This window comes from Pantoea sp. At-9b (assembly GCF_000175935.2).
GTDB lineage: Bacteria > Pseudomonadota > Gammaproteobacteria > Enterobacterales > Enterobacteriaceae > Pantoea.
This window is the reverse complement of the sequence record NC_014837.1, coordinates 1229092-1254420: the sequence shown is the minus strand read 5'-3', so window position 1 is coordinate 1254420 and position 25329 is coordinate 1229092. Positions and strand designations below refer to the sequence as shown.

At 55.1% G+C, this 25329-nt stretch carries 26 protein-coding genes; 6 read left to right on the top strand and 20 right to left on the bottom strand.

Annotation, left to right across the window (positions count from 1 at the left end):
- Positions 1-15 precede the first annotated feature (15 nt).
- The 4 genes from PAT9B_RS05665 to sdhC are packed head-to-tail and all read right to left on the bottom strand — an operon-like array spanning position 16 to position 3244.
- Positions 16-732, bottom strand: a complete 717-nt coding sequence (locus tag PAT9B_RS05665; RefSeq protein WP_013508299.1) for a succinate dehydrogenase iron-sulfur subunit — start codon at positions 730-732, stop codon at positions 16-18.
- Positions 733-746: 14 nt separating this feature from the next.
- Positions 747-2513, bottom strand: a complete 1767-nt coding sequence (gene sdhA / locus PAT9B_RS05660) for a succinate dehydrogenase flavoprotein subunit (RefSeq protein ID WP_013508298.1) — start codon at positions 2511-2513, stop codon at positions 747-749.
- Positions 2514-2861, bottom strand: coding sequence for a succinate dehydrogenase membrane anchor subunit (gene sdhD, locus PAT9B_RS05655; RefSeq protein WP_013508297.1), 348 nt, complete (start codon positions 2859-2861; stop codon positions 2514-2516).
- Positions 2855-3244 (bottom strand): succinate dehydrogenase cytochrome b556 subunit, encoded by a 390-nt coding sequence (gene sdhC, locus PAT9B_RS05650; RefSeq protein WP_013508296.1) that lies wholly within the window; start codon positions 3242-3244, stop codon positions 2855-2857. Before sdhC ends, sdhD begins: the two co-directional genes overlap by 7 nt.
- A 638-nt stretch (positions 3245-3882) precedes the next feature.
- On the opposite strand from sdhC, the gene PAT9B_RS05645 reads away from it, so the two are divergent.
- Positions 3883-5166, top strand: coding sequence for a citrate synthase (locus PAT9B_RS05645; RefSeq protein WP_013508295.1), 1284 nt, complete (start codon positions 3883-3885; stop codon positions 5164-5166).
- A 52-nt stretch (positions 5167-5218) separates the two neighbouring features.
- On the opposite strand, the gene nei is transcribed toward PAT9B_RS05645, so the two are convergent.
- The 11 genes from nei to PAT9B_RS05590 form a co-directional block, all read right to left on the bottom strand.
- A complete protein-coding gene (nei, locus tag PAT9B_RS05640; protein ID WP_013508294.1) occupies positions 5219-6007 on the bottom strand; it encodes an endonuclease VIII in 789 nt (262 codons plus the stop codon).
- 11 nt (positions 6008-6018) lie between these two features.
- Positions 6019-6666 carry a pyroglutamyl-peptidase I gene (gene pcp / locus PAT9B_RS05635; RefSeq protein ID WP_013508293.1) on the bottom strand — a complete coding sequence of 216 codons (648 nt, stop codon included), beginning with the start codon at positions 6664-6666 and terminating at the stop codon, positions 6019-6021.
- A 7-nt stretch (positions 6667-6673) separates the two neighbouring features.
- Positions 6674-7666 carry a DUF979 domain-containing protein gene (locus PAT9B_RS05630; protein WP_304413506.1) on the bottom strand — a complete coding sequence of 331 codons (993 nt, stop codon included), beginning with the start codon at positions 7664-7666 and terminating at the stop codon, positions 6674-6676.
- Entirely contained in the window at positions 7663-8391 is a 729-nt protein-coding gene (locus PAT9B_RS05625) for a DUF969 domain-containing protein (RefSeq protein WP_013508291.1), read from the bottom strand. Before PAT9B_RS05625 ends, PAT9B_RS05630 begins: the two co-directional genes overlap by 4 nt.
- A 157-nt stretch (positions 8392-8548) precedes the next feature.
- Positions 8549-9286 carry a 5-oxoprolinase subunit PxpA gene (gene pxpA / locus PAT9B_RS05620; RefSeq protein WP_013508290.1) on the bottom strand — a complete coding sequence of 246 codons (738 nt, stop codon included), beginning with the start codon at positions 9284-9286 and terminating at the stop codon, positions 8549-8551.
- Positions 9276-10208, bottom strand: a complete 933-nt coding sequence (gene pxpC, locus PAT9B_RS05615) for a 5-oxoprolinase subunit PxpC (protein ID WP_013508289.1) — start codon at positions 10206-10208, stop codon at positions 9276-9278. The genes pxpA and pxpC overlap by 11 nt, the downstream gene beginning before the upstream one ends.
- On the bottom strand, positions 10202-10858 hold the full coding sequence (gene pxpB, locus PAT9B_RS05610; RefSeq protein ID WP_013508288.1) for a 5-oxoprolinase subunit PxpB: 657 nt from the start codon (positions 10856-10858) through the stop codon (positions 10202-10204). The genes pxpC and pxpB overlap by 7 nt, the downstream gene beginning before the upstream one ends.
- Positions 10859-11021: 163 nt before the next feature.
- On the bottom strand, positions 11022-11765 hold the full coding sequence (locus tag PAT9B_RS05605; RefSeq protein ID WP_013508287.1) for a type 2 GTP cyclohydrolase I: 744 nt from the start codon (positions 11763-11765) through the stop codon (positions 11022-11024).
- 17 nt (positions 11766-11782) lie between these two features.
- Positions 11783-13210, bottom strand: coding sequence for a deoxyribodipyrimidine photo-lyase (phrB, locus tag PAT9B_RS05600; protein WP_013508286.1), 1428 nt, complete (start codon positions 13208-13210; stop codon positions 11783-11785).
- A gap of 13 nt (positions 13211-13223) precedes the next feature.
- The gene (locus PAT9B_RS05595) at positions 13224-14180 is read right to left on the bottom strand and encodes a 2-thiouracil desulfurase family protein (protein WP_013508285.1); all 957 of its coding nucleotides are present in this window, start codon (positions 14178-14180) and stop codon (positions 13224-13226) included.
- A gap of 151 nt (positions 14181-14331) precedes the next feature.
- On the bottom strand, positions 14332-14532 hold the full coding sequence (locus PAT9B_RS05590; RefSeq protein ID WP_013508284.1) for a DUF2517 family protein: 201 nt from the start codon (positions 14530-14532) through the stop codon (positions 14332-14334).
- A 240-nt stretch (positions 14533-14772) separates the two neighbouring features.
- Here PAT9B_RS05590 and kdpE point away from each other — a divergent pair, with 240 nt between their 5' ends.
- Complete coding sequence (kdpE, locus tag PAT9B_RS05585) at positions 14773-15447, top strand: two-component system response regulator KdpE (protein WP_013508283.1); 675 nt, start codon at positions 14773-14775, stop codon at positions 15445-15447.
- A 155-nt stretch (positions 15448-15602) separates the two neighbouring features.
- On the opposite strand, the gene pgm is transcribed toward kdpE, so the two are convergent.
- Together pgm and seqA are read right to left on the bottom strand one after the other, a co-directional pair.
- Positions 15603-17243 (bottom strand): phosphoglucomutase (alpha-D-glucose-1,6-bisphosphate-dependent), encoded by a 1641-nt coding sequence (pgm, locus tag PAT9B_RS05580; protein ID WP_013508282.1) that lies wholly within the window; start codon positions 17241-17243, stop codon positions 15603-15605.
- A gap of 25 nt (positions 17244-17268) precedes the next feature.
- Complete coding sequence (gene seqA, locus PAT9B_RS05575; RefSeq protein ID WP_013508281.1) at positions 17269-17811, bottom strand: replication initiation negative regulator SeqA; 543 nt, start codon at positions 17809-17811, stop codon at positions 17269-17271.
- 247 nt (positions 17812-18058) lie between these two features.
- Between seqA and ybfF the strand changes: the two genes are divergently transcribed.
- From ybfF to fur, 4 genes are all read left to right on the top strand, one after another.
- Entirely contained in the window at positions 18059-18823 is a 765-nt protein-coding gene (gene ybfF, locus PAT9B_RS05570) for an esterase (RefSeq protein WP_013508280.1), read from the top strand.
- 169 nt (positions 18824-18992) lie between these two features.
- A complete protein-coding gene (ybfE, locus tag PAT9B_RS05565; RefSeq protein ID WP_013508279.1) occupies positions 18993-19268 on the top strand; it encodes a LexA regulated protein in 276 nt (91 codons plus the stop codon).
- A 126-nt stretch (positions 19269-19394) separates the two neighbouring features.
- A complete protein-coding gene (gene fldA, locus PAT9B_RS05560) occupies positions 19395-19925 on the top strand; it encodes a flavodoxin FldA (protein ID WP_013508278.1) in 531 nt (176 codons plus the stop codon).
- A 356-nt stretch (positions 19926-20281) separates the two neighbouring features.
- Positions 20282-20728, top strand: a complete 447-nt coding sequence (fur, locus tag PAT9B_RS05555) for a ferric iron uptake transcriptional regulator (protein ID WP_013508277.1) — start codon at positions 20282-20284, stop codon at positions 20726-20728.
- 58 nt (positions 20729-20786) lie between these two features.
- On the opposite strand, the gene PAT9B_RS05550 is transcribed toward fur, so the two are convergent.
- The 3 genes from PAT9B_RS05550 to nagE all read right to left on the bottom strand — a co-directional run bounded on the left by PAT9B_RS05550 (position 20787) and on the right by nagE (position 25264).
- The gene (locus tag PAT9B_RS05550) at positions 20787-21182 is read right to left on the bottom strand and encodes a hypothetical protein (RefSeq protein ID WP_013508276.1); all 396 of its coding nucleotides are present in this window, start codon (positions 21180-21182) and stop codon (positions 20787-20789) included.
- A 235-nt stretch (positions 21183-21417) separates the two neighbouring features.
- Positions 21418-23085, bottom strand: coding sequence for a glutamine--tRNA ligase (gene glnS, locus PAT9B_RS05545; RefSeq protein WP_013508275.1), 1668 nt, complete (start codon positions 23083-23085; stop codon positions 21418-21420).
- A 151-nt stretch (positions 23086-23236) separates the two neighbouring features.
- Positions 23237-25264, bottom strand: coding sequence for an N-acetylglucosamine-specific PTS transporter subunit IIBC (nagE, locus tag PAT9B_RS05540; RefSeq protein WP_041525907.1), 2028 nt, complete (start codon positions 25262-25264; stop codon positions 23237-23239).
- Positions 25265-25329: the final 65 nt, after the last annotated feature.

Sequence of the window (25329 nt, the reverse complement as noted above, 5' to 3'; positions counted from 1 at the left end):
GACAGTGGTACGTCTTTACGCTCCGCGATGCAGCAGCATCGACTTAATATGGCCGATGGCGCGCGTCGGGTTTAGTCCTTTCGGGCACACGCTCACACAGTTCATGATGCTGTGACAGCGGAATACACTGAAAGCATCGTTCAGATTGTCCAGACGTGCATCCGTTTCGGTGTCACGACTGTCAATCAGGAAGCGGTAAGCGGCCAGCAAACCAGCCGGACCAATGAATTTGTCCGGGTTCCACCAGAACGACGGACACGAGGTGGAGCAACAGGCGCAGAGGATACACTCATACAGGCCATCGAGATGCTCACGGTCCGCCGGGCTTTGCAGATGCTCACGCGCCGGTGGATTTTCCCCGTTATTCAACAGGTAAGGCTTAATCTTCTCATATTGTGCGTAGAATTGCCCCATATCCACCACCAGATCGCGGATCACAGGCAAACCCGGCAGCGGACGGATGACAATTTTCTTGCTGCCATTACCCAACGCTGAGACCGGTGTGATACAGGCCAGGCCGTTTTTGCCGTTCATGTTCAGGCCATCAGACCCGCACACACCTTCACGGCAGGAGCGACGAAATGCCAGCGTCGGATCTTTCTCTTTCAGCTTAATCAGGGCATCCAGCAGCATCATATCGCGACCGTCTTCCGCTTCCAGGCTGTACTCCTGCATGCGCGGCGCGTCATCCACTTCCGGGTTGTAACGATAGATTGAAAATTCGAGTCTCATGATGATCTCCGCAATTAGTAAGTACGCGCTTTCGGCGGGAAGGCCGCACGCAGTTTCGGTTGCATGTTCACCTCACGGCGCGTCATGCTTTCCGTTTGCGGAACATAGAGGCTGTGGCACAGCCAGTTTTCATCATCGCGATCCGGATAGTCGAAGCGGCTATGCGCACCACGGCTTTCGGTACGGTAGTTTGCCGCTACTGCTGTGGCATACGCGGTTTCCAACAGGTTATCCAGTTCAAGACACTCGATACGCTGGGTATTGAAGTCCGGTGAACGGTCATCCAGACGTGCGGATTTCAGACGCTCACGGATCACTTTCAGCTCTTCCAGACCCTGCGCCATCGCTTCACCTTCACGGAACACCGAGAAGTTGTTCTGCATGCAACGTTGCAGTGCTTTACGAATCTCAACCGGATCTTCACCGGTGGTGTTGTTTTCCCAGCGGTTGAAACGCGCCATTGCTGCGTCGATCTCTTCCAGACTGGCATCGCGCAGTTCACCCTGCTCTGCGATACACTCCGCCAGATGCAGACCGGCCGCACGACCAAACACCACCAGGTCAAGCAGGGAGTTTCCGCCGAGGCGGTTAGCGCCATGTACGGATACGCAGGCGATTTCACCGACCGCAAACAAACCTGGAATCACGACATCTTCACCCTGCTCATTGACGCGCAGCGCCTGGCCGGTGACTTTGGTCGGCACGCCACCCATCATGTAGTGACAGGTTGGGATCACCGGAATCGGTTCTTTAATCGGATCAACGTGAGCAAAGGTACGTGACAGTTCGAGAATGCCCGGCAAACGGGACTCCAGCACTTCCGCACCCAGGTGATCAAGTTTCAGCTTGATATGCGGCCCCCACGGACCATCACAGCCGCGGCCTTCACGGATTTCCACCATCATGGAACGTGCTACCACGTCACGGCCCGCCAGGTCTTTGGCGTTCGGCGCATAACGCTCCATAAAGCGCTCGCCGTGTTTGTTCAGCAGATAACCGCCTTCACCACGACAACCTTCGGTGACCAGCACACCCGCACCAGCAATGCCGGTTGGATGGAACTGCCACATCTCCATATCCTGCATCGGTACGCCTGCACGCAACGCCATGCCGACGCCGTCACCGGTATTGATGTGGGCATTGGTGGTGGACTGATAAATACGTCCCGCGCCACCAGTGGCAAGGATGGTCGCCTTGGCTTTGAAGTAGACGGTTTCACCGGTTTCGATGCAGATCGCCGTACAACCGACAATGGCACCGTCGGCGTTTTTCACCAGGTCCAGCGCATACCATTCGGAGAAGATGGTGGTTTTGTTTTTCAGGTTCTGCTGATACAGGGTATGCAGCAAGGCGTGGCCAGTACGGTCGGCTGCCGCAGCGGTACGCGCTGCCTGCTCACCGCCAAAGTTTTTTGACTGACCACCAAACGGACGCTGGTAGACGCGGCCGTCATCAAGACGGGAGAATGGCAGACCCATATGCTCCAGCTCCAGAATCGCTTCCGGGCCGGTTTTACACATATATTCAATCGCGTCCTGGTCACCGATATAGTCGGAACCTTTGACGGTGTCATACATGTGCCATTCCCAGTTATCTTCATGGGAGTTACCCAGCGCTACGGTGATACCGCCCTGCGCCGATACAGTATGGGAACGGGTTGGGAACACTTTCGATAACAGGGCGCAACTCAGGCCCGATTGGGAGATTTGCAGAGCGGCGCGCATACCTGCACCACCCGCGCCGATCACCACGGCATCAAATTCTCTGACTGGCAAACTCATTTACACACCCCACACTACAACAGTTCCATAGATTGCATAGGACAACAGCGCCACCACAATCACCAGCTGCAACACCAGACGGGTCGCCAGCGGTTTCACGTAGTCGGTCAGGACCTGCCACATCCCAATCCAACCGTGGATCAGAATCGAGAACAGCGTCAGCAACGTGAACACTTTAGTAAAGGAGGAAGCGAAGAAGCCGCGCCAGACGTCATACGTCAGCGTGCCGGTCATCACCACAAAACCGAGAATGTAGAGAATGTAGAGCGTAATTAAGATTGCAGCAGCACGCAGTAACAGCCAGTCATGAATACCGTTGCGTCCTAATGCAGAAGCATTGCTTACCATACGAGGACTCCAGCCAAAATAGACAGCACGACAGTGATAACAAAAGCCGCTTGCGCGGAACGGGTTCCCACCTGCAGGGTTTCTTCCATAAAGCCAAAATCGGCCAACATATGACGGATACCGCCCACCACGTGATAAGCCAACGCAGTCAGGATGCCCCACATAATGAATTTGGCGAAGAAGCTGTCCATGATGGACGCGGCTTGCAGGAAACCTTCAGGAGAAGAGAGAGAGAGACCCAGTAACCAGAGCAGAATTCCGAGAGCGACAAAGGTGATCACGCCGGAGACGCGGTGGAGAATGGACGATATTGCAGTAACGGGAAACCGGATCGTCGAGAGATCCAAGTTAACAGGTCTTTGTTTTTTCACGGTTTTGCCCACACAGCTCTTTTTTATTTTGCTTCCTCCGGTCCTGGGTTACACCCAAGACACAGAACGTGTTGAGGGTGCAACCGTCACCAAAGAAGCAACATCCAGTGTTCAGTGACGCGGGGAAAACGCTGGGTGGCTCCTGGTGTCAGGGTATTCCGGAGACCTGGCGGCAGTATAGGAGGATCACATTCTGATTACAATTCCCCTACAATCTCTTTGGTCACATTTAAGCTGAACAGTGATCGCCCTCACGGATTTCACATTTCATACATTTTTAATTATCTGATTTGACAAAAGTTCAACAATTCGGTTACAAACAAACGCATTAAAGCCCTATGATGCACAAAAGTTATGGGGATACACTTTCCCCTAAGCTGAAGTTATGTAACATTGCCACTCAGAGCATTACAAAGCATCAGGTTATTGGTTACCAAGAAGTTATGTCGTGACAGGATCTTTAACATCCGCGATTTGCAGCATGTCATGCCCGGACGCCACTGCCCCTAACGCATCGTGCACTCTGTACTCTACCTTACACGACAAACGTGACCGCAGAGTGATACTGTGAAGATTGTGGTTTTTATGCAACATGAAGGCTGTATTGGTGTCTAAGATCCTTACCTACCAAGGCGCTATGGAGACGAAAAATGACAGATAAAAAAGTGACGCTAACCCTACAAGACAATACGGCAGTTGAACTGGACGTGATGCATGGCACGCTGGGACAGGATGTCGTTGATGTCCGCGCACTCGGCAATAAAGGCCTGTTTACCTTCGACCCTGGCTTCACATCTACAGCGTCATGCGAATCTAAAATCACCTTTATTGATGGTGATGAAGGTATTTTGTTACATCGCGGTTTTCCGATTGATCAACTGGCTACCCATTCAAACTACCTGGAAGTGTGTTACATCCTGCTGAACGGCGAAGCGCCGACCCAGGAGCAGTTTGAAGAATTCCGCGTTACCGTTACCCGCCACACCATGATCCACGAGCAAATCACCCGTCTGTTCCATGGCTTCCGCCGTGACTCGCATCCGATGGCGGTAATGTGTGGTGTGACCGGTGCACTGGCTGCGTTTTATCACGACTCGCTGGACGTCAACATTGAACGTCACCGTGAAATCGCGGCATTCCGCCTGCTGTCCAAAATGCCGACCATGGCCGCGATGTGCTACAAATACTCGATTGGTCAGCCGTTCGTGTATCCGCGCAACGACCTTTCCTATGCCGGTAACTTCCTGCATATGATGTTCGCCACGCCGTGCGAAGAGTACAAGGTTAACCCGGTACTGGAACGTGCGATGGATCGTATTTTGATTCTGCATGCTGACCACGAACAAAACGCCTCAACCTCGACCGTGCGTACCGCCGGTTCGTCTGGCGCGAACCCGTTTGCCTGTATCGCGGCCGGTATCGCATCCCTGTGGGGACCGGCACACGGTGGCGCGAACGAAGCCACCCTGCGCATGCTGGAAGAGATCAGCACCGTAGACCACATCCCGGAATTCGTGCGTCGTGCCAAAGATAAGAACGATTCGTTCCGTCTGATGGGCTTCGGCCACCGCGTGTACAAAAATTACGACCCGCGTGCCACCGTGATGCGTGAAACCTGTCACGAAGTACTGAACGAGCTGGGTATGAAAGATGATTTGCTGGAAGTGGCGATGGAGCTGGAACATATCGCGTTGAACGACCCGTACTTCATTGAGCGTAAACTCTATCCGAACGTCGATTTCTACTCTGGCATTATTCTGAAAGCGATGGGCATCCCGTCTTCCATGTTTACCGTGATCTTCGCGATGGCGCGTACCGTCGGCTGGATTGCGCACTGGAAAGAGATGCATGACGAAGGCATGAAGATTGCCCGTCCACGTCAGCTGTACACCGGTTATACCGAGCGTCCTTTCAACTCGGCGCTGAAGAAGTAAGTTTAAGGGCGGGTTATCCCGCCCTTTTCATTCCGCAGCATCCATCACATCGCTATCTCTGGCACCCCGGACACCAATAAAACGGGCGGGATGACAACACGCCCTTCTCGATCAGCGTTCCACAGCGTCGGCACTTTTTCCCCTGGCGATGAAACACCTCAAAGCGAAACGCCGCATCTTCATGGTATTTTTTCATGCTGCCTCGCATCTGATACGAGTGGCGCGGCACCGCCAGCAGCGCTTCACTCAGCGCCTGAATCTGTGCGGCATGCAAATCCAGCGCACGATGCTGCGCCAGCAACTGCGCATGCCACAGAATCTCGACCCGTAGATAGTTGCCGAGGCCAGCGAGAAACGCCTGATCCAGCAGCAAGCCGCTGAATTGCCGCCGTCGAAAGCGTGGCGACAATAACCGCTCCTGCACCGCCTCCACCGTCAGGCTGGCATCCAGCACATCCGGGCCGACACGTTGTAAAAACGGATGGGTCGCCAGCGTCTCCGCGTTGAGCAGCTCGATATCGGACGCGCTGTAGAGCAGAATGGTCTGGTCGACATTGGCCAGTCGCACCCGCAACTGACGGGCGGTTTGCGGTGCTGTGCCGGTCGGCACCACGCGCCAGACACCGTACAGCTGGTTATGGCTGTAGAGCGTCAAACCATTGGAGAAATGGGTCAGTAGCGCCTTCCCCCGGGTTTCAATCGCCGTCACGGTTGCACCCAGTAGCGCCGGTTCGTAAGTTTTCAGCTGCGGAAAGGCAAACCACACATCCGTGAGCGGTTTGCCCGTCATCGCCGCCGCCAGTTGATCCGCCGCGCGGCGGATCTCCGGTCCTTCAGGCATGACGACTCCTGTTAATGGGTCGCGCCACCCGCGACCTGTAAATCCTGATCCACCTTGAGCGTGACGCGGATCGCCATCTCCAGCGCCAGCATCACACTGGCCGCCGCCATACTTGGCGCACCCGGATGTTTCACCGCCTGTTCCGGCAGATATGGGATATGAATAAAACCGCCGCGCGCGCTGCCCTGATGTGTCGCCAGCCAGTGCAACAGGCGATACATCACATGATTACAGGTAAAGGTACCGGCCGTTTGTGATACCGATGCCGGTACACCCGCCTCACGCGTTGCGGCAACGATCGCCTTGATCGGCAATGTTGAAAAGTAAGCCGCCGGTCCACCCACCACCACCGGCTGATCAATCGGCTGTTGTCCCTCATTATCAGGAATGCGCGCATCATCAATGTTGATGGCCACCCGCTCCACGGTAATATCGCTGCGCCCACCAGCCTGGCCAATACAAAGAATACGATCGGGTTGCAACGCTTCCAGCGCCTGCGTCAGCACTGCGCCACAGCGGCTGTAAGCCACCGGCAACTGACGCGCGACCACGCGCGCACCGTCAATCACCTTCCCATCAAAGGATCGCACCGCTTCCCACGAAGGGTTAATGCTTTCGCCCTCAAAAGGCTCAAACGCGGTCATTAATACCGTTTTCATTCTTTCCTCACAAAAACATCATGAACCACAGCAGGAAAATATTGACCACCAATAGCATAACGCCGGTCGGCACCTGCGCTTTGATCACCGCATTGCGGTCTGGCAGTTCCAGCAGACGCGCCGGGACGATGTTGAAGTTAGCCGCCATGGGGGTCATCAACGTACCGCAATAGCCGGAGAACATGCCAATCGCCGCCATCACCGCCGGGTTACCGTGGTGTTGCAACACCAGAATCGGGATGCCGATACCGGCAGTGACGATCGGAAACGCTGCAAAGGCGTTGCCCATCACCATGGTCAACAGCGCCATACCGATGGCGTAGACCGCGACGGCGATAAAGCGATTATCCACCGCGAGGTACTGCTCGGTTAAATGTGAAATCGCGTTACCGACCCCGGCGCTGGTGAACAGCAGGCCCAGCGTGGCAAGAATTTGCGGCAGGATAAAGGCCCAGCCGACAGCATCCAGCAAACGACGCGTCTCCTGCATCGATTGCATCGGCTTTTCCCGGGTCAGTTTCAGTGCCACCAGCCAGCCAATCAGGCATCCCAGCATCATTGAGAACAGCGTGACCAGCGTGGAATGATTTCCGGGGCCAAACACCGCCTGTTGCAGGCCCGGGAGATTGTTAAAGGCAAGAACGCCAATCACGGTGACAACCGGAATCGCCAACGCCGGGATAAACAGGGTATTGCCAAGGCGTTTGGCGCTGGCCTGTTTTTCTTCGTCGCTACGCTGGTGATAACGACCCAGACGCACGCCGCCAAACCCGGCAATCAACGCCATGACTACCACCGCCACGCCCACGGCGATATGCAGCGAGCGCGGTGTCATCCATTGTTCAGCGCCATCGCCAATCAGAAAGATCACCCCATACAGCGCCCAAAACAATCCGGTGGTCAGACGCCGTGGATTGGCTCGATCCCGCCAGGAACACACGGCGACGATCAGCAGAATAATGCCTGCCAGCCACATCAGATATTGTTGCTGGAACATCATTTCGCTCCTTTGACTTGCAACGCCTGTTGATTCAACGCACCCAGCTCGCGCGCCAACTGGCGGTCGAGACGGATCAAGCGGGCGGAGTGGATCAGAAAGGCGCAAATCGCCGTGGGAATGCCCCATACCGCGATATGCAACGGCTCAGTCTGGATGCCTGCTGACTCTTGCATAAAGTTGTGCATAAAGATAATGGCACCAAAGGCGACAAAGATATCCTCACCAAAGAACAGCCCGACATTATCGGTGGCAGCCGACATGGCACGCAGGCGATGACGTACCTCCGGCGATACCTCGCCATAGCGATTTTCCGTGGCCCCTTCCGCCATCGGTGCCAGTAACGGGCGCACCATTTGTGGGTGCCCGCCGAGGCTGGTCAACCCCAGTGCGGCGGTAATTTCACGCACAAACAAATAGACAATCAGCAGACGTCCCGCCGTGGCGGTTTTGATCTGCGCGATCCAGGTCTGCGCCCGCTCTTTCAATCCATGGCGCTCCAACAGGCCGATGACCGCCAGCGGCAGCAACAGAATCAACGGCAAGTTGCGGGTATTCAGAAATCCGGCACCCAGTTTTTCCAGGATATCGGCCAGCGGCATATGTGCCGACAGCCCGGTGACAAAACCGGCCACAATCACCACCAGTACCGGGTTAAACCGCAACACAAAGCCGATCACGATGGCGGCAATACCCAGCAGCGGCCAAAGATTCACCACGCTCTCCATGTTTTCTCCCCTTATTAGAAATAAAAAGCCCGGCTTGCTTGCACCTGGTCGTAGCGGCACGATTTATCGTGCGGGTTTTGGCAGACCATGAAATGCCTGAAAACAGCGCGATAAATCGCGCCGCTACGGAATGTGTAGCCGGGTAATTGTTCGAAACTTATACGCTGGTCACCGTGATGTGCTGTGCCGCAAAGGTCGCGCGTAACGCGTGAGCAAATTGCAGCGCGTGAGCGCCATCGCCATGCAGGCACACGGTTTCCGCATTCACCGTCACCCACTCACCCGAGATGCTTTGTACTTTGCGCTGTTGCACCATCGTCAGTGTGTGGGCGATCGACTGTGCCGTGTCCTCAATCAATGCCCCGGGCTGACCACGCGGCACCAGCGCACCACTGGATTGATAACCGCGATCAGCAAATACCTCTTCGCGTGTCTTCAGCCCATAATGTTGCGCGGCACGGATCGAATCGCTGCCTGCCAGGCCCACCAGAATCAAACGGGCATCAACCGCTTTCACCGCACGGGCAATGGTATCCGCCAGCTGTGGATCGGCTGCGGCCTGGTTGTACAGCATGCCGTGTGGTTTGACGTGCACCAGCTGCGCGCCTTCACTTTCGGCCATGCTTTTCAATGCGCCAATCTGGTAGATCATCTGCGCGTAAACGATAGCGGGCGGTAATTGCATGGCGGTGCGACCAAAATTTTCCCGGTCGGGAAAGCTGGGATGTGCGCCAATCGCGACACCTGCCGCCTGCGCCCAGCGCACCGATTGCAGCATGGTCGCCGCATCACCGGCATGAAAACCGCAGGCAATGTTGGCGGAGCTGACCAGTTGCAACAGTTCCTGATCGCTGGCACTGCCTTCGCCGAGGTCGGCGTTGAGATCAATTTTCACGTGATAGTCCCCAGGTCATCTGATCAAATACGCGCTGTTGCTGCTGTTTTGCCTGCATCGCCTCTTCCAGCGTGCAATGAGTAAAATGAATCGGTTCGCCGAGACGGATCTGGGCTAAATGGTAGAGATCCGCTTCAATAATGCAGGCAATACGCGGGTATCCGCCGGTAGTTTGTGCATCAGCCATTAAGACAATCGGCTGGCCGTTAGGCGGCACCTGCACCACACCCGGCACCAGACCGTGTGACAACAAGTCACGCGTGGCTTTACGGTGCAGCGTGCGCCCCTGTAAACGGTAACCCATGCGGTTACTTTGCGGGCTGAGCTTCCACGCGCTGCGCCAGAAGCCTTCCTGCGCTTCGCGGGTAAATTCGTTGTATTCCGGACCCGGCAGCGCGCGGATACGATTGCCCCACAGCAACTGTCGCACCCCGGCTTTTTTACTGAAGTCACGGGTGGCCTTGCCAAGCGGCAGCAGATCGCCATCCTGCAACTTACGTCCTTGATAGCCACCGAATCCGGCCTTCAGATCGGTACTGGTGGAGTCCAGCATTTCTGGCACGGCAAAGCCGCCGTTGACCGCCAGGTAGCTGCGCATACCGTGCACCGGCATCGACAGACTGAGCACCTGGCCTTTTTTCACCGGCAGACGCCAGCCGGTCCAGACGGGTTTGCCGTCCAGATCGGCATTGCAGCCTGCACCGGTCAGGGCGAACCAGCCATCACGCTGGAATTGTGCTTTAAACTGCCCCAGCACAATCTCCAGAACAGCACTGCCTTCCGCGTTGCCCACCAGCATGTTGGCGGTGCGCATGGCCGGTTGATCGAGCGCGCCGCTGACGCTGATACCAAACTGCCGCCAGCCGTTGCGTCCCTGATCCTGCAACGAAGTCATCAAGCCAGCGCGAAGAATTTTTAGCATACGCCCTCCTTTTGCGGCACAAAGCGCACACTGTCGCCGGGACGCAACAACGTTGGCGGTTGTTGTTGGGGATCAAACAGGTTGATGGCGGTTTGCCCCAGCAATTGCCAACCGCCCGGGGTTGCCAGCGGGTAGACGCCGGTTTGGCTGCCGCCAATACCGACCGAACCGGCAGGCACAATCACGCGCGGTTCGGCGCGACGCGGCGTATGTAAGCGGCTATCAAGGCCGCCCAGATAGGGGAATCCTGGCTGAAAGCCAATAAAATAAACCACATAGTCGGTGCTGCTGTGCAGCTCAACCACCTGGCGGGGCGTCATACCGGCATGTTCGGCGACCACCGTTAAATCCGGTCCGGCGTCACCGCCATACACCACCGGGATCTCGACCAGACGCGATTCCGGTCGCTGCGCTTCACTCTCTTCCCACCAGCGTTGCAGACTTTCGATGGCATCCAATGCATTGTGCTGCGGATCGCGCAGCAGCAGCGTCAGATTATTCATGCCGGGAATGACTTCCGACACTTTTTCGTTACCCTGTAGCCGCTGGCACAATCCCCAGATGCGTTGCTGGCTGGCTAAGGAAACCGGTGGCTCCAGCTCCAGCACCACCGCGCGTTCTCCCAGCAGATAACAACGTGCTCGTTGCAAAACCCACCTCCTGATTCACTTTCTCACTGGCAGCCAACCGTTAGTGCTGCCCGATAAACGCGTGTCGCTTATGCTTTAAAGGCAACCAGTTATGCGAAAGTGTCAGAGGTGTGTCAACCGATTTGCGCCCCCGGCCGCAGCTAAGGGCGTAATAGCTGAAAAATCAGGCAGGATTGTCGATATCAATGAAGGTGACGTCGAGGCCATAGCTCTGTGCCAGCCATTCCCCCAGCGCCTTGATGCCGCCACGTTCGGTCGCGTGATGACCTGCGGCAAAGAAATGCAGCCCCTGTTCGCGCGCACTGTGGATGGTTTGCTCCGACACTTCGCCGGTGATAAACGCGTCAACGCCAAACGCGGCCGCGCTATCAATAAAGCCCTGACCGCCGCCGCTACACCAGGCGATGCGTTTGATTTTCTCCGGCGCGTTATCACCGCAGTGCAGTGGCGTGCGTCCCAGCGCCTGGGCAATACGCTGTGCCAGCGCTTCTCCGCTCAACGGCTGCGTCAGCTCGCCCCAGGGGACCAGCGGCATGATTTCACCCTTTACCTCAATATCGAACAACCGCGCCAACTGCGCGTTATTGCCGAGATGTGGATGGGCATCGAGCGGCAGATGCCAACCATACAGGTTGATATCATTGGCCAGCAGCGTGCGCAGACGCTGGCGTTTCATCCCTTTAATCACCGGGGCTTCGCTTTTCCAGAAGTAGCCGTGATGCACCATCACCGCATCGGCATTGCGTTTCACCGCTTCGTCCAGCAAGGCCTGACAGGCGGTGACACCGGTGATAATGGTGTTAACCTCCGAACGGCCTTCGACCTGTAACCCATTGGGCGCATAGTCACTGAAAGTGCTGCTGTTCAGCTGCTGGTTAACGATGTGCTCTAATTCAACATGATTCATAATGGCTCCCTGAGCCGTCAAGCCGCGCTGCGCGCGCGCTCAAAGGCGTCCAGTGTCTTTTTACGTGCGTCCTTATGTTCCACGATCGGCGCAGGATAAGCGAGTGTCATGTTATTTTTCTGCGCCCAGACATGGGGTTGATGGATATGCGCATCCGGCACCACCGCCAGCTCGGGCAACCACTGGCGAATAAACGCCCCCTGCGGGTCAAAGCGTTCGCCCTGGGTGGTCGGGTTAAAGATGCGAAAATAGGGTGCCGCATCGGTACCGGTAGAGGCCGCCCACTGCCATCCCCCGTTATTGGCCGCGAGGTCACCATCCATCAGCTGCTGCATGAAATAGCGTTCCCCGTCATGCCAGTCGATCAGCAAATCTTTCACCAGAAAACAGGCGACAATCATGCGTAAACGATTATGCATCCAGCCCAACGCATTCAGTTGACGCATCGCCGCGTCCACAATCGGATAGCCGGTTTTGCCCTGCTGCCAGGCAGTGAGATGCCGTTGATTCTTCTGCCAACGCACATGGCGCGTCCAGCCGACAAACGGCTGATGCTTGCACAAGGCGGGAAACGCCACCATCAGATGACGATAGAACTCACGCCAGATCAATTCGTTCAGCCAGACAAATGCCAGGCCGCCATCCAGTGCATCCGGGTGCTGTTTGAGGATGCGATGCAGGCACTGACGTGGCGACAATACGCCGGTCGCCAGGTACACCGACAACCGGCTGGTGCCATCCACGGCGGGTTTATCGCGTTCAGCGGCATAATCCACCACGGATTGCTGCGCGAAATGGCGCAGCTGTTGCAATGCGGCCTCTTCGCCGGCGGGAAACAGCGTGACGTCGAAATCCTCCATCGGATAGTCAAAAGGCGGGATTTTTTTCTCGACGTTAATCGGCGCACCCTGGCGGGCACGCGGGGCCATATGGCACTCAGGCAGTCCCTGATGCAGACGACGGACAAAGGCCTTACTGAACGGCGTAAACACCTTGAACATGGTGTGGTTGCCCGTTTGCACACTACCCGGCGCTAACAGCAGGCTGTCATCAAAGCCCTGGCAAATCACCCCCTGATCATCAAGGCGCTTTTCTGCCGCGGCATCGCGCTGACGTTCATTGATTTCGTATTGGTAGTTGTAAAACAGCTGATCCACCTGCTGCTGCTGGCAAAAATCCGCCAGCACCTCCAGTGACGCGGCGAAGTCGTCGCACTGCTGGTAATGCAGCGGAATGCCCCGCTCCGCCAGCGCGGCCTGCAACAGACACAGGCTCTGATAAATAAACGCGGCCTGTTTGGGTGCCATATGATGTTGCTGCCACTGGCCGGGCGTGGCGATAAACAGCGCCAGCACGCGCGCACCAGGGTCGCGACAGGCGGCATGCAATGCGCTGTTGTCATTGATACGTAAATCATTGCGCAGCCAGACGAGATGGGTGGTCATAACACTCCTGAGATTATTGGCCATAGCGCAGACGCAGCGCTTCCGGGTAAGGGTCAAAATAGCGTTGCTGAGCCAGCCACGGGTGCGGGAATTCCGCCATGTAGTGTTTCAGCATGGTGATCGGTGCCAGTAGCGGCTGCACCCCACGACGGTAACGGTCAATCAGCAAAGCCAGCTCCTGACGTTGTGCCGAGGTCAGCTGACGGCGGAAATAGCCCTGCACATGCATCAGCACATTGGTATGGTTGCGTCGGGTTGATGGATGCGCCAGCAGCCGCATCAGCCGGTTGCGGTATTCAAAGGCGTAATCCTCCAGCGACGCCCACGTCTCCATCTTCGCCACGAAACGTCCCAGCTCGCGGTATTCATCCTGAGAATGAGACAACAGCAGCAATTTGAAGCGGCTGTGGAATGCCACCAGTTGATGACGCGTCAGGCCATTGCGCCACATCTGATTGAACTCATGCAGAGCGTAAACGCGCCCGATAAAGTTCTCGCGGATTTCCGCATCGTGCAGACGGCCATCCTCCTCCAGCGGCAACCACGGCAGCTCGCGCTGGAGAAATTCGGTGAAAATGCCGGTTCCGGCTTTACGGTTATTGTTGGTGTCCGGGTCATACACCCGTACCCGCTCAAGACCGCAACTGGGGGATTTAGCACACAGGATGTAGCCACACAGATGGTGCAACGATTGCACCCGCTGCGCCGACCACTGCGCCATCTGGTCAGTGACCTCATCGCCGCCCGTTTTACTGAAGCAAAGATGCACCCGCGCATCGTCCTCTTTCACCAGACGCAGTGCCGGGCGCGGCGTCGGCAGACCAATCGCCATCTCCGGGCACACCGCGTCAAACTGCACAAAGGGGGAGAGTTCGTCTGTCGCAAAGGCAAAACGCTTATGGCCGCCATCAAAGCGGACGTTATCCCCGAGCAGGCAGGCACTGATACCGACAGGAATTTTTTCGCGCATACTTGTACAACCTCCGAAATCTTGTAGAGGTTTTAAGTGTAGCTGAAATGCACGTCAAACACAGCGTCAAGGATGATGTGCCGTGAGAAAATGGCATAAAAAAACCCGGTGCTTCAGAGAAGGCACCGGGTGGAGCAGCAGCGATACAGCGTTACCAGAAAATGCCGCTTGCTGCTTCAGATTGCGCCAGCCAGACTGGCTTCGCGCTGGTTTTGCACCACATACGATGCAGGTAGCTGTAGAAGCGTGCGCGATCGGCACGGAACAGCATCACAGGGAGCGCCAGCACCCCCAGTAACACCACCAGCGCACGGCGCAGCACAACTTTGTAGAACGGGTATGCCTGATACATGGTTGCCTCCTGGTGAGTCTTAGAAAATGTGATCTGACACGAATATTACGCCTGGTTGTGTAATTTTACTACTCATCCGACCACTTTTTTGATCTTTTTTTGTCCATTTCAACGTCAACCTGGAATTAAGTTACATAAATGTAAACGCATGGTTCCTGCTGGGTAACAAACTTCCACACGGACGTCGGCGCAATTTATTGCTACAGTGGGCTGTTATCCATTTTTGCCGCAGGAGTTCGTGTGACCACCATCTTGATCGTTGAAGATGAAAAGGAGATCCGCCGTTTCGTGCGCTTGGCGCTGGAGGGGGAAGGGTTAAAAATTGTGGAAGCGGAGCAGTTGCAGCGCGGGCTGATTGAAGCCGCTACGCGCAAACCCGATTTGGTGATCCTCGACCTCGGTTTACCCGACGGCGATGGCAATGATTTTATCCGCGAAGTACGCCAGTGGAGCAGCATGCCGGTGATTGTGTTATCTGCCCGCACTGATGAACAGGATAAAATCGCGGCGCTGGATGCCGGTGCGGATGACTATCTCACCAAACCCTTTGGCATTGGTGAACTGCTGGCACGGGTGCGTGTGGCATTGCGCCGTCATCAGGGCAGCCAGCCTGACCCGGTGTTGAGTTTTGGTGAGGTTACCGTTGATCTGGCGGCACGACGGGTATTGCGCAGCGGTGAAGAGGTGCATCTGACCCCGACCGAATTCCGCCTGCTCAGCCTGTTGCTGAACAATGCCGGTAAGGTGCTGACACAACGCCAGTTGCTGAACCAGGTGTGGGGACCGAATGCGGTGGAACACAGTCACTATCTGCGCATTTATATGGGACATTTGCGCCAGAAACTGGAAGCCAATCCCACTCAGCCCAACCATTTGCTGACCGAAACCGGTATTGGCTATCGCTTTATGCCGTAGCGGCGCGATTTATCGCGCAGGTTTATCACCACAAAGGTCAAAAGAGCGCAATAAATCGCGCCGCTACAGGCCTGTCTGAACTGGGCGGCATGATGCCATGTATCGCGCTGCCATAAAAAAAGGCGCATTACGCGCCTTTTTCCCTTTCGCTTCGCTTAGGCGTTTTTCAACACTTCGCTCACGATCTCTACCGCTTCTTTCTCAATCAGCTGGCGATGCTCTGCGCCGAGGAAGCTTTCACAGTAGATTTTGTAGGCATCTTCGGTGCCGGACGGGCGCGCGGCAAACCAGCCGTTCTCCGTCATCACCTTCAGACCCCCAATCGAAGCACCGTTACCCGGTGCCGCCGTCAGACGTGCAGTGATCGGGTCACCCGCCAGCGTGTCAGCGCTCACCATCTCTGGTGACAGCTTCGACAGGGCCGCTTTCTGTGCCGAGGTCGCCGCAGCCTGCAAACGGTTGTAGCTTGGTGCGCCAAAGCGCGCGGCCAGCTCATCATAATGCTGCTGCGGGTTTTTACCGGTGACGGCGGTGATTTCTGCCGCCAGCAGGCACAGGATGATGCCGTCTTTATCGGTGGACCAGGCCGTACCGTCGAAACGCAGGAACGATGCTCCGGCGCTCTCTTCACCACCAAAGCCAAAGCTGCCGTCAAACAGGCCATCTACGAACCATTTGAAGCCCACCGGCACTTCCACCAGCTTACGGCCAATGTCGTTTACCACGCGGTCAATCATCGCGCTGGACACCAGGGTTTTACCCACGGCGACATCTTTGCCCCACTGCGGACGATGCTGGAACAGGTAGTTGATCGCAACCGCCAGGTAGTGGTTCGGGTTCATCAGACCCGCCGGTGTTACGATGCCGTGGCGGTCGTAATCCGGATCGTTACCGAAGGCCAGATCGAATTTGTCACGGTAAGCCAGCAGGCCCGCCATGGCACATTCTGACGAGCAGTCCATACGCACCACGCCATCTTTATCCAGATGCATGAAACGGAAGGTCTGATCGATCGCATCGTTCACAATGGTGATATCGAGCTGGTAGTGCTCAGCGATACGCTGCCAATAGGCCATCCCGGAGCCACCCAGTGGATCGACACCCATTTTCAGGCCTGCTTTCTTAATCGCCGGGAAGTCGATGACCTGCGCCAGCCCCTCAACATAAGGTTGAATCAGATCCTGCTCAACGATATGGCCGCTGGCCCACGCCTGATCCAGTGGCAGACGTTTCACGTCTTTCAGACCCGCTTTCATCAGCTGGTTAGCACGATCTTCCACCACTTTGGTGACGTTAGTATCGGCCGGGCCACCATTCGGCGGGTTGTACTTGATGCCACCATCTTCCGGCGGGTTGTGCGACGGCGTGATGACGATACCATCAGCCAGTGCCCCACCGCGTTTGTTGTGCTCAAGGATCGCGTTGGAGATCGCCGGCGTCGGCGTATAGCCGTTGTCCTGCTGCACAATCACATCGACGCCGTTCGCCGCCAGCACTTCCAGTACCGACAGAATCGCCGGTTCAGACAGCGCATGGGTGTCTTTCCCGACATAGCACGGGCCGGTGATACCGTTCTTCTTACGATCTTCAGCAATCGCCTGCGCGATCGCCAAAATATGCATTTCGTTGAAGCTGTGACGTCCTGCGCTACCACGGTGACCGGAAGTACCAAATTTCACCGCATGTTCAGGGTTGTCCACGTCCGGCTTCAGGACATAGTACTGAGAGGTTAATTGTGCAACGTTAATCAAATCGCTCTGCTGGGCGGGCTGCCCGGCACGGGGGTGATTGGCCATTGGCGCTTCTCCCTGACGCTTCGGTTTAAATTGTGCCGCAAACTTTCTCTGTCAGTTCCTGTGGGAACTGCATGGCTAACATGATGTGTTCCACCATGCTGCATTTGCGACCGGTATTGGTATTGGTGATCACCCAGTACGGCGTGCCGGGCACATGCTTCGGCTTAGTATGGGTGCCATTTTGCAGCAGCGTATGCTCATCACCGGCAAAGTAGACGCGAGTGCGTCCTTGCAGTGATGCCGTGGCATCCGCAAAGGCTGCGGGATCAAGACGATAGAGCGTTGACAACACCAGCATAAAGCGGTTAACCGCCTTTTTCTGCTCCGCGTACTCATCGGAAAGTAACAGCTCACGCACCGCGCGCACGCGATCCTGTGGACGTGCCTGCGCCGCTACCGGCTGGGCTTCTTTTGCCGAAGCCTGAGCCACAGCAGGGGTTGCAGGGGCAGACTGACCGGCGGTGAACTTCAGCATGCGGCGCAAAATTTCGGAGGCGCTTTCACCAATGTGCTGGGTGTGGCTGGCAATATAACGGTAGAGTTCTTCGTCAACTTCAATCGTTTTCATCTTTTTCCGTACGATTCTGGCAAATGACAGAACCACGCATTTCTACAACGGCCTTAGCAAAATCCTGCCGTGCAAAATGTGAGCGGGCTCTAACATGAGGATTATAAAGTTAAATCCCAGGCAGCCGATAGCGCTGGCATCGTTTCAGGGCAAAAGTCGGAATATGCCCTAATGCCTGGCAGGCTGGCTCCTGGACAGGTGGATTCATGATAACCTAAGCGCAGCCCACAACCGTAAGAACTTTGCCATGATTTTGAATGCCCGTCTGCAAACTGAACAATCTGCCCCTGATGCTCCCCCAATTCTGTTAATTCATGGCCTGTTTGGCAGCCTGGATAACCTTGGTGTGCTGGCACGTGGCCTGCGTGATGCCCGCCCCACCTTGCAGGTGGATGTCCGCAATCACGGTCTCTCGGCGCGTAGCGACGTGATGAACTATGCGGCGATGGCCGAAGATATCGTCGCAACCCTCGACGCCCACGGCCTGGAACGCGTTGGCGTCATCGGTCATTCGATGGGCGGCAAAATTGCCATGACGCTAAGCGCCATGGCACCGGAACGCATTGAAAAGCTGGTGATGATTGATATCGCACCGGTGGATTACCAGACGCGTCGCCATGATGAGATTTTTGCCGCCATCCGTGCGGTGAGCGCAGCCGGGGTGACACGACGCAGTGAAGCCGCTGCGGTGATGCGCACCCTGCTTAGGGAAGAAGGTGTGATTCAGTTCATCCTGAAGTCGTTTCAGGATGGGGAATGGCGCTTCAACGTGCCGGTGCTGTGGGATAACTACGCCACCATTTCCGGCTGGCAAGAGGTCCCGGCCTGGCCGCATCCGGCATTGTTTATCCGCGGCAGCGAATCACCTTATCTGGACAATCAGTATCGCGACGCGCTGCTGCGGCAGTTCCCGCAGGCACATGCGCATGTCATCAGTGGCGCGGGCCACTGGGTTCATGCCGAAAAGCCTGAGGCGGTTTTACGCGCAGTTCGCCGTTTTTTTGTACTGTAAAAGCAAAAGCTTGCCGTAAACCGTTTAAGGTTGGCGTCGCAAGGAGTGCTGGAGTATGATGTCGCGCTAAAAATTTGCCCCGGATGATTTTTTCGCCGAGGCAGGGGCCGATAATGTATAAATTGCGCAGCGCCTTTCCGCCGTTCGCGCCCACTCAGTTTTACAAAAAATGGCAAAAGAACAAACTGACCGTACCACGCTCGATCTCTTCGCGGATGAGCGACGTCCTGGTCGCCCTAAAACCAGTCCGCTTACGCGTGACGAACAGTTGCGCATTAACAAGCGTAACCAGCTAAAACGTGACAAAGTGCGTGGTCTGCGTCGCGTGGAGCTGAAAATGAGTAGTGAGGCGGTTGACGCGCTCAATACACTGGCAGAGCAGCAAAACATCAGCCGTAGCGAATTGATTGAACAAATGCTGCTGGCGCAACTCAAACTGTCGTAACTCGCGCAGACCGCACGCAGGAACAAAAGTCACGGCTTTACAAGTTCCGCCACTTTGCCCGGTCTGCTATCATTCGCTTAACTGTGCATTCAACTCCTAATCAGGATTTAAGAGGTTACTTAACTCATGGCAATCGTAGGCATTTTCTTCGGCAGCGATACCGGCAATACTGAAAACATTGCAAAAATGATCCAGAAACAACTGGGTAAAGATGTGGCCGAAGTGCATGACATTGCCAAGAGCACCAAAGAAGATCTCGAAGCATTCGATATCCTGCTGCTGGGCATTCCGACCTGGTACTACGGCGAAGCGCAATGTGACTGGGATGATTTCTTCCCGACGCTGGAAGAGATTGATTTCAATGGAAAACTGGTTGCATTGTTTGGCTGTGGTGACCAGGAAGACTATGCTGAATACTTCTGTGATGCGATGGGCACCATCCGCGATATCATCGAGCCTAACGGTGCGGTGATTGTTGGCCACTGGCCGACTGAAGGTTACCATTTCGAAGCGTCTAAAGGCCTGGCAGATGACAAACACTTCCTGGGTCTGGCTATCGACGAAGATCGTCAGCCTGAACTGACCAACGAACGTGTTGATAAGTGGGTGAAACAGATTTTCGATGAGCTGCAATTGAAAGAGATCATCGAAGCCTGATCCCCTGCCCTCCTCAATGTGGGCGCTGGCTCACATTGAGTTAAAGGAATTTCCTATAAAAATAATAGCTACTGTTTTTTAACTTTTTCCCGCAATTCTGTAGAATACCCATAACGGTCATCCGCTTATTCCTCTGGCATCAGAATGAGGCTGAGTGAAATGGAAACAAAGACCTGCATGATCCCCGCCGGCGTTAGAGACACTTTTCCTTACAGCCACTGGTGATTTTCAGGATATTCCCTTGGTTTTCATTTCACTGCTTGAGTTCTATAATGAGACGCAAATGAGAATGCGCGTGATCGACATTCAAGGCCCTGCGCCGCAAGTGACTAGCTAAGTAACAGGACAATATCCGCATGACTGACAACAACTCCGCATTGAAGAAGGCTGGCCTGAAAGTCACGCTCCCCAGACTGAAAATTCTGGAAGTGCTTCAGGAACCCGAATGCCATCACGTCAGCGCGGAAGATTTGTACAAACGCCTGATCGACATGGGCGAAGAGATTGGTCTGGCAACGGTTTATCGCGTTCTTAACCAGTTTGATGACGCGGGAATCGTCACCCGCCATAACTTCGAGGGTGGTAAATCCGTCTTTGAACTGACGCAGCAGCATCATCATGACCATCTGATCTGCCTGGATTGTGGCAAAGTGATTGAATTCAGTGATGAATCCATTGAAACCCGTCAGCGTGAAATCGCCACACGTCATGGTATCAAACTGACCAACCACAGCCTGTATTTATACGGCCACTGTGCGTTGGGAGACTGCCGCGAAGACGAGACGCTCCACGACAAGCAATAAAATGTGCTATGCAGTATGAAAAAACCGGTGCCTGAGCACCGGTTTTTTTATGGCTGAATCACAGCACCAGCGTTTCTTGTAAATAACGCCAGCGCGGAATTGAGGTACTGCAATCCAATACCGCCAGCGAGATGCGGCTCTGGTTGGTGCCGTTCATCATTTGCAATTCACGATACTGAATCGTCACTTCCTTGCTTTGCTGCGAAATGATGGCATGTTCGCTGGTGGCAATACGCATCCCCTCACGCTGACCACGCAACTGGCGGAACAACACTTCCAGCGCATTGACGTCCAACTGCTTGCCCTGCGGCGTCACCATTTTGAAATCCGGGTGGAAGTGTGACAGAAACAATTCAATGCTGTCATCGGTGCTATCTGACTGATTAAAAATACGTTCGATAAGTTGATGTAATACCACCACGCTGTGTTTGGCTTCCTGAGCGAGACTTGTCATTTTTTTTCCTTTATAACCCGCGGAGCAACGTCTGAGAGCGCATAGCCTACCTGAAAAAAAGTTTTTAACACTCGCAAATGGATTAATTCTGTTAAAGTCAGATTAGTTGCAAATCCCGGTAACAAGCACGTTTCACAACTCGCAGCATAAAAGATGGCTAACCCTGAATTACGGCCAATAAAAAAGGGCGATCTCTCGCCCTTTTATCAGGATATGGGGAAAACGACAAAAAGGATTAATCGCCGATTTTCGCCCAGGTATCACGCAAGCCGACAGTACGGTTAAATACCAGCTTAGAGGGCTGCGAATACACGCTATCCGCGCAAAAATAACCTTCACGCTCAAACTGGTAAGGCGCCAGCGCTGCGGCATCGCGCAAGCCTGGCTCAACAAAACCTTGTTTGATGTCCAGCGAATTCGGGTTGATGGTGGTGAGGAAATCCTCCGCCGCACCCGGGTTCGGTACACTGAACAGGCGATCGTACAGACGGAATTCCGCAGGCAGCGCATGGATCGCCGAAACCCAGTGGATCACGCCTTTCACTTTACGGCCATCAGCCGGATCTTTGCTCAGGGTATCAACGTCGCAGGTACAGTAGATGCAGGTGATATTGCCTTCATCATCTTTCGCCACGCGCTCAGCACGGATCACGTAAGCATTACGCAGACGGACTTCTTTGCCCAGCACCAGACGTTTGTATTGCTTGTTGGCTTCTTCACGGAAATCCGCGCGATCGATCCACACCTCACGGCTGAACGGCACTTCACGCGTCCCCATCTCCGGTTTGTTCGGATGGTTCGGCATGGTGATGATCTCTTCATGACCCGCAGGCAGGTTTTCAATCACCACTTTCAACGGATCCAGCACCGCCATCGCGCGCGGCGCATTCTCATTGAGATCGTCACGGATACATGACTCCAGCGAGGCCATCTCAACGATGTTGTCCTGTTTGGTGACACCGATACGCAGGCAGAACTCGCGAATTGACGCGGCGCTGTAACCACGACGACGCAGACCGGACACGGTCAACATACGCGGGTCATCCCAGCCTTCTACCACCTTCTCACTCACCAGCTGTGTCAGTTTACGCTTCGACATTACCGCGTATTCCAGATTCAGACGTGAGAATTCGTACTGACGTGGATGCACCGGAATGCTGATGTTGTCCAGCACCCAGTCATACAGACGACGGTTATCCTGGAACTCCAGCGTACACAGCGAATGGGTAATGCCTTCCAGCGCATCGGAGATGCAGTGGGTAAAATCGTACATCGGATAGATGCACCATTTGTTGCCCGTCTGATGGTGTTCAGCAAACTTAATGCGATACAACACCGGATCGCGCATCACGATAAAGTTTGACGCCATATCGATTTTGGCACGCAGGCAGGCTTTACCTTCTTCAAAACCACCGGCACGCATTTTTTCAAACAGCGCGAGGTTCTCTTCTGGCGTGCGATCGCGGAACGGACTATTTTTACCCGGCGCAGTCAGCGTGCCACGGTATTCGCGGATCTCTTCAGCCGATAACTCATCAACATAGGCCAGGCCTTTGTTGATCAGATCAACCGCGTAGCTGTACAGCTGGTCGAAATAGTCTGAGGAGTAACAAACGTCTCCGCTCCATTCAAAGCCCAGCCATTGCACGTCGCGCTTGATGGACTCGACGAACTCCATATCTTCTTTCACCGGGTTGGTGTCGTCGAAGCGCAGATTGCACTGCCCCTGGTAATCTTGTGCGATACCAAAGTTCAGACAGATCGATTTCGCATGGCCAATATGCAGGTAACCATTGGGCTCAGGCGGGAAACGGGTATGCACGCTGTTGTGCTTACCGCTCGCCAAATCTTCGTCGATAATCTGACGAATAAAGTTCGTTGGGCGGGCTTCAGCCTCACTCATCTCAAAATCCTCAAATACAATACGGGTGATTTGTCCTGGAAAGTAACGGAGTATGATCCACAAAGCGTAGGAGGGAAACAACCGTTTGTTGGTCGTTTTAAAACAAAAAAGGCAGGAATCGCTTCCTGCCTTTGGGGTTTAGCACAAGGACTTAGCCTTTCACCTCATACAGACGGGTTTCACCGGCGACCACTGACCCGCTGGCCAGCAGGTTGAGGCCGGCAAAATCATCGCTGTTGCTGACCACGACCGGGCTAATCATTGAACGGGCATGGGCGTTGAGGAAGTCCAGATCCATCTCCAACACTGGCTGACCGGCAACTACTGTCGCGCCCTCTTCCACCAGACGCGAGAAGCCTTTACCTTCCAGCGCCACGGTATCCAGACCCATGTGCACCACGATCTCAACACCGTTATCGCTTTCCAGACAGAAGGCGTGGTTGGTATTGAAGATTTTCACGATAGTACCGGCAATCGGTGCCACCACGGTTTTACCGGTGGGTTTGATCGCCAGGCCATCACCAACGGCTTTGCTGGCAAAAGCTTCATCCGGTACGGCATCCAGGGCCACCACTTCACCGCTGACCGGGGCCACCAGCGTGGCGATTACGCCTTTTTCGCTGTTCAACACCGCTTGCGGCTGTGGAGCAACAGGCTGTGGTGCGACAGGCGCGGCAGCCGTAGCCGCAACCGGACCTTTGGTCAGGACGGCTTTCATGGCTGAAGCGATGCTTTCGGCCTGGGTACCCACGATGATCTGCACGCTCTGCTTGTTGAGACGGATAATGCCGGATGCGCCAAGGCGTTTCGCCACGCTGTCATTCACCTGCGCGGCGTCTTTCACGTTCAGACGCAGACGGGTGATACAGGCATCGATATTGGTCAGGTTTTCTGAACCACCAATGGCACCGATGTAACGACGTGCCAGCGATTCCGTCTGGCTTTCGCCGCTGCCGCTGTGGTCAACGTTGACATCATAACCGTCGGTTTCATCATCCGCAGCCAGCTCGCGGCCCGGCGTCATCAGGTTGAATTTCTGAATAGTGAAACGGAACACCACGTAGTAGATGGCAAAGAACACCAGACCTTGTGGGATCAGCATCCACCAATGCACCGCCAGCGGGTTACGCGTTGACAGCACCATATCCACCAGACCGGCACTGAAACCAAAGCCCGCAATCCAGTGCATGCTCGCCGCGATAAAGACCGAAAGACCGGTCAGCAGGGCGTGGATGACATACAGCACCGGTGCCACGAACATGAAGGAGAATTCCAGCGGTTCAGTAATCCCGGTAAAGAACGCCGCAAAAGCCGCCGCCAGCATAATACCGCCCACTTTGGCGCGATTTTCCGGACGCGCGCAGTGGTAAATCGCCAGCGCCGCCCCCGGCAGACCGAACATCATGATCGGGAAGAAGCCCGCCTGATAGCGACCGGTGATACCGGGGATACCGCTGCCATTAGCGATGGACTGTGCACCACCGAGGAATTTCGGAATGTCGTTAATGCCAGCCACGTCGAACCAGAACACGGAGTTCAACGCGTGATGCAGGCCAACGGGGATCAGCAGACGGTTGAAGAAGGCATACACCCCTGCGCCGACAGATCCGAGTTTCTGAATGCTTTCACCAAAGCTGACCAGGCCATTAAACACCACCGGCCAGATATACATCAGAATGAAGGCGATAAGGATCATCAGGAAGGAGACCAGGATCGGCACCAAACGACGGCCGCTGAAGAACGACAGCGCCTTGGGCAGCTCCACGTGGCTGAAGCGGTTATAGACCTCTGCCGAGATAATCCCCACCAGGATACCCACAAACTGGTTTTCGATTTTGCCGAAAGCAGCAGGCACCTGATCCAATGGGATTTTCTGAATCATTGACACCGCAGCCGGTGAACACAGTGTGGTCACCACAAGGAAACCAACGAAGCCGGTCAGCGCCGCAGCGCCGTCTTTATCTTTTGACATGCCATAGGCGACACCGATGGCGAACAGCACTGACATATGTTCAATGATCGCGGCACCGGATTTGATTAACAGCGCGGCCAGAGCGTTACCTGCCCCCCAGCTGTCCGGATCAATCCAGTACCCCACCCCCATCAAAATTGCCGCTGCCGGCAGGGTCGCTACCGGCACCATAAGCGCTCGGCCGACCTTTTGCAGATATCCTAAAATACTCACCTTATTCTCCCCCTTTGAGACTGGCGTTTTGCCGTAGTGCGGGTTGATTTTATTATCCC

Excerpts from the sequence above, each read along its gene's own strand:
- PAT9B_RS05665 (WP_013508299.1), bottom strand. The coding sequence starts at position 732 with ATGAGACTCGAATTTTCAATCTATCGTTACAACCCGGAAGTGGATGAC.
- sdhA (WP_013508298.1), bottom strand. The coding sequence starts at position 2,513 with ATGAGTTTGCCAGTCAGAGAATTTGATGCCGTGGTGATCGGCGCGGGT.
- sdhD (WP_013508297.1), bottom strand. The coding sequence starts at position 2,861 with ATGGTAAGCAATGCTTCTGCATTAGGACGCAACGGTATTCATGACTGG.
- PAT9B_RS05645 (WP_013508295.1), top strand. The coding sequence starts at position 3,883 with ATGACAGATAAAAAAGTGACGCTAACCCTACAAGACAATACGGCAGTT.
- nei (WP_013508294.1), bottom strand. The coding sequence starts at position 6,007 with ATGCCTGAAGGACCGGAGATCCGCCGCGCGGCGGATCAACTGGCGGCG.
- pcp (WP_013508293.1), bottom strand. The coding sequence starts at position 6,666 with ATGAAAACGGTATTAATGACCGCGTTTGAGCCTTTTGAGGGCGAAAGC.
- PAT9B_RS05630 (WP_304413506.1), bottom strand. The coding sequence starts at position 7,666 with ATGATGTTCCAGCAACAATATCTGATGTGGCTGGCAGGCATTATTCTG.
- PAT9B_RS05625 (WP_013508291.1), bottom strand. The coding sequence starts at position 8,391 with ATGGAGAGCGTGGTGAATCTTTGGCCGCTGCTGGGTATTGCCGCCATC.
- pxpC (WP_013508289.1), bottom strand. The coding sequence starts at position 10,208 with ATGCTAAAAATTCTTCGCGCTGGCTTGATGACTTCGTTGCAGGATCAG.
- PAT9B_RS05605 (WP_013508287.1), bottom strand. The coding sequence starts at position 11,765 with ATGAATCATGTTGAATTAGAGCACATCGTTAACCAGCAGCTGAACAGC.
- phrB (WP_013508286.1), bottom strand. The coding sequence starts at position 13,210 with ATGACCACCCATCTCGTCTGGCTGCGCAATGATTTACGTATCAATGAC.
- PAT9B_RS05595 (WP_013508285.1), bottom strand. The coding sequence starts at position 14,180 with ATGCGCGAAAAAATTCCTGTCGGTATCAGTGCCTGCCTGCTCGGGGAT.
- PAT9B_RS05590 (WP_013508284.1), bottom strand. The coding sequence starts at position 14,532 with ATGTATCAGGCATACCCGTTCTACAAAGTTGTGCTGCGCCGTGCGCTG.
- pgm (WP_013508282.1), bottom strand. The coding sequence starts at position 17,243 with ATGGCCAATCACCCCCGTGCCGGGCAGCCCGCCCAGCAGAGCGATTTG.
- seqA (WP_013508281.1), bottom strand. The coding sequence starts at position 17,811 with ATGAAAACGATTGAAGTTGACGAAGAACTCTACCGTTATATTGCCAGC.
- ybfF (WP_013508280.1), top strand. The coding sequence starts at position 18,059 with ATGATTTTGAATGCCCGTCTGCAAACTGAACAATCTGCCCCTGATGCT.
- ybfE (WP_013508279.1), top strand. The coding sequence starts at position 18,993 with ATGGCAAAAGAACAAACTGACCGTACCACGCTCGATCTCTTCGCGGAT.
- fldA (WP_013508278.1), top strand. The coding sequence starts at position 19,395 with ATGGCAATCGTAGGCATTTTCTTCGGCAGCGATACCGGCAATACTGAA.
- fur (WP_013508277.1), top strand. The coding sequence starts at position 20,282 with ATGACTGACAACAACTCCGCATTGAAGAAGGCTGGCCTGAAAGTCACG.
- PAT9B_RS05550 (WP_013508276.1), bottom strand. The coding sequence starts at position 21,182 with ATGACAAGTCTCGCTCAGGAAGCCAAACACAGCGTGGTGGTATTACAT.
- glnS (WP_013508275.1), bottom strand. The coding sequence starts at position 23,085 with ATGAGTGAGGCTGAAGCCCGCCCAACGAACTTTATTCGTCAGATTATC.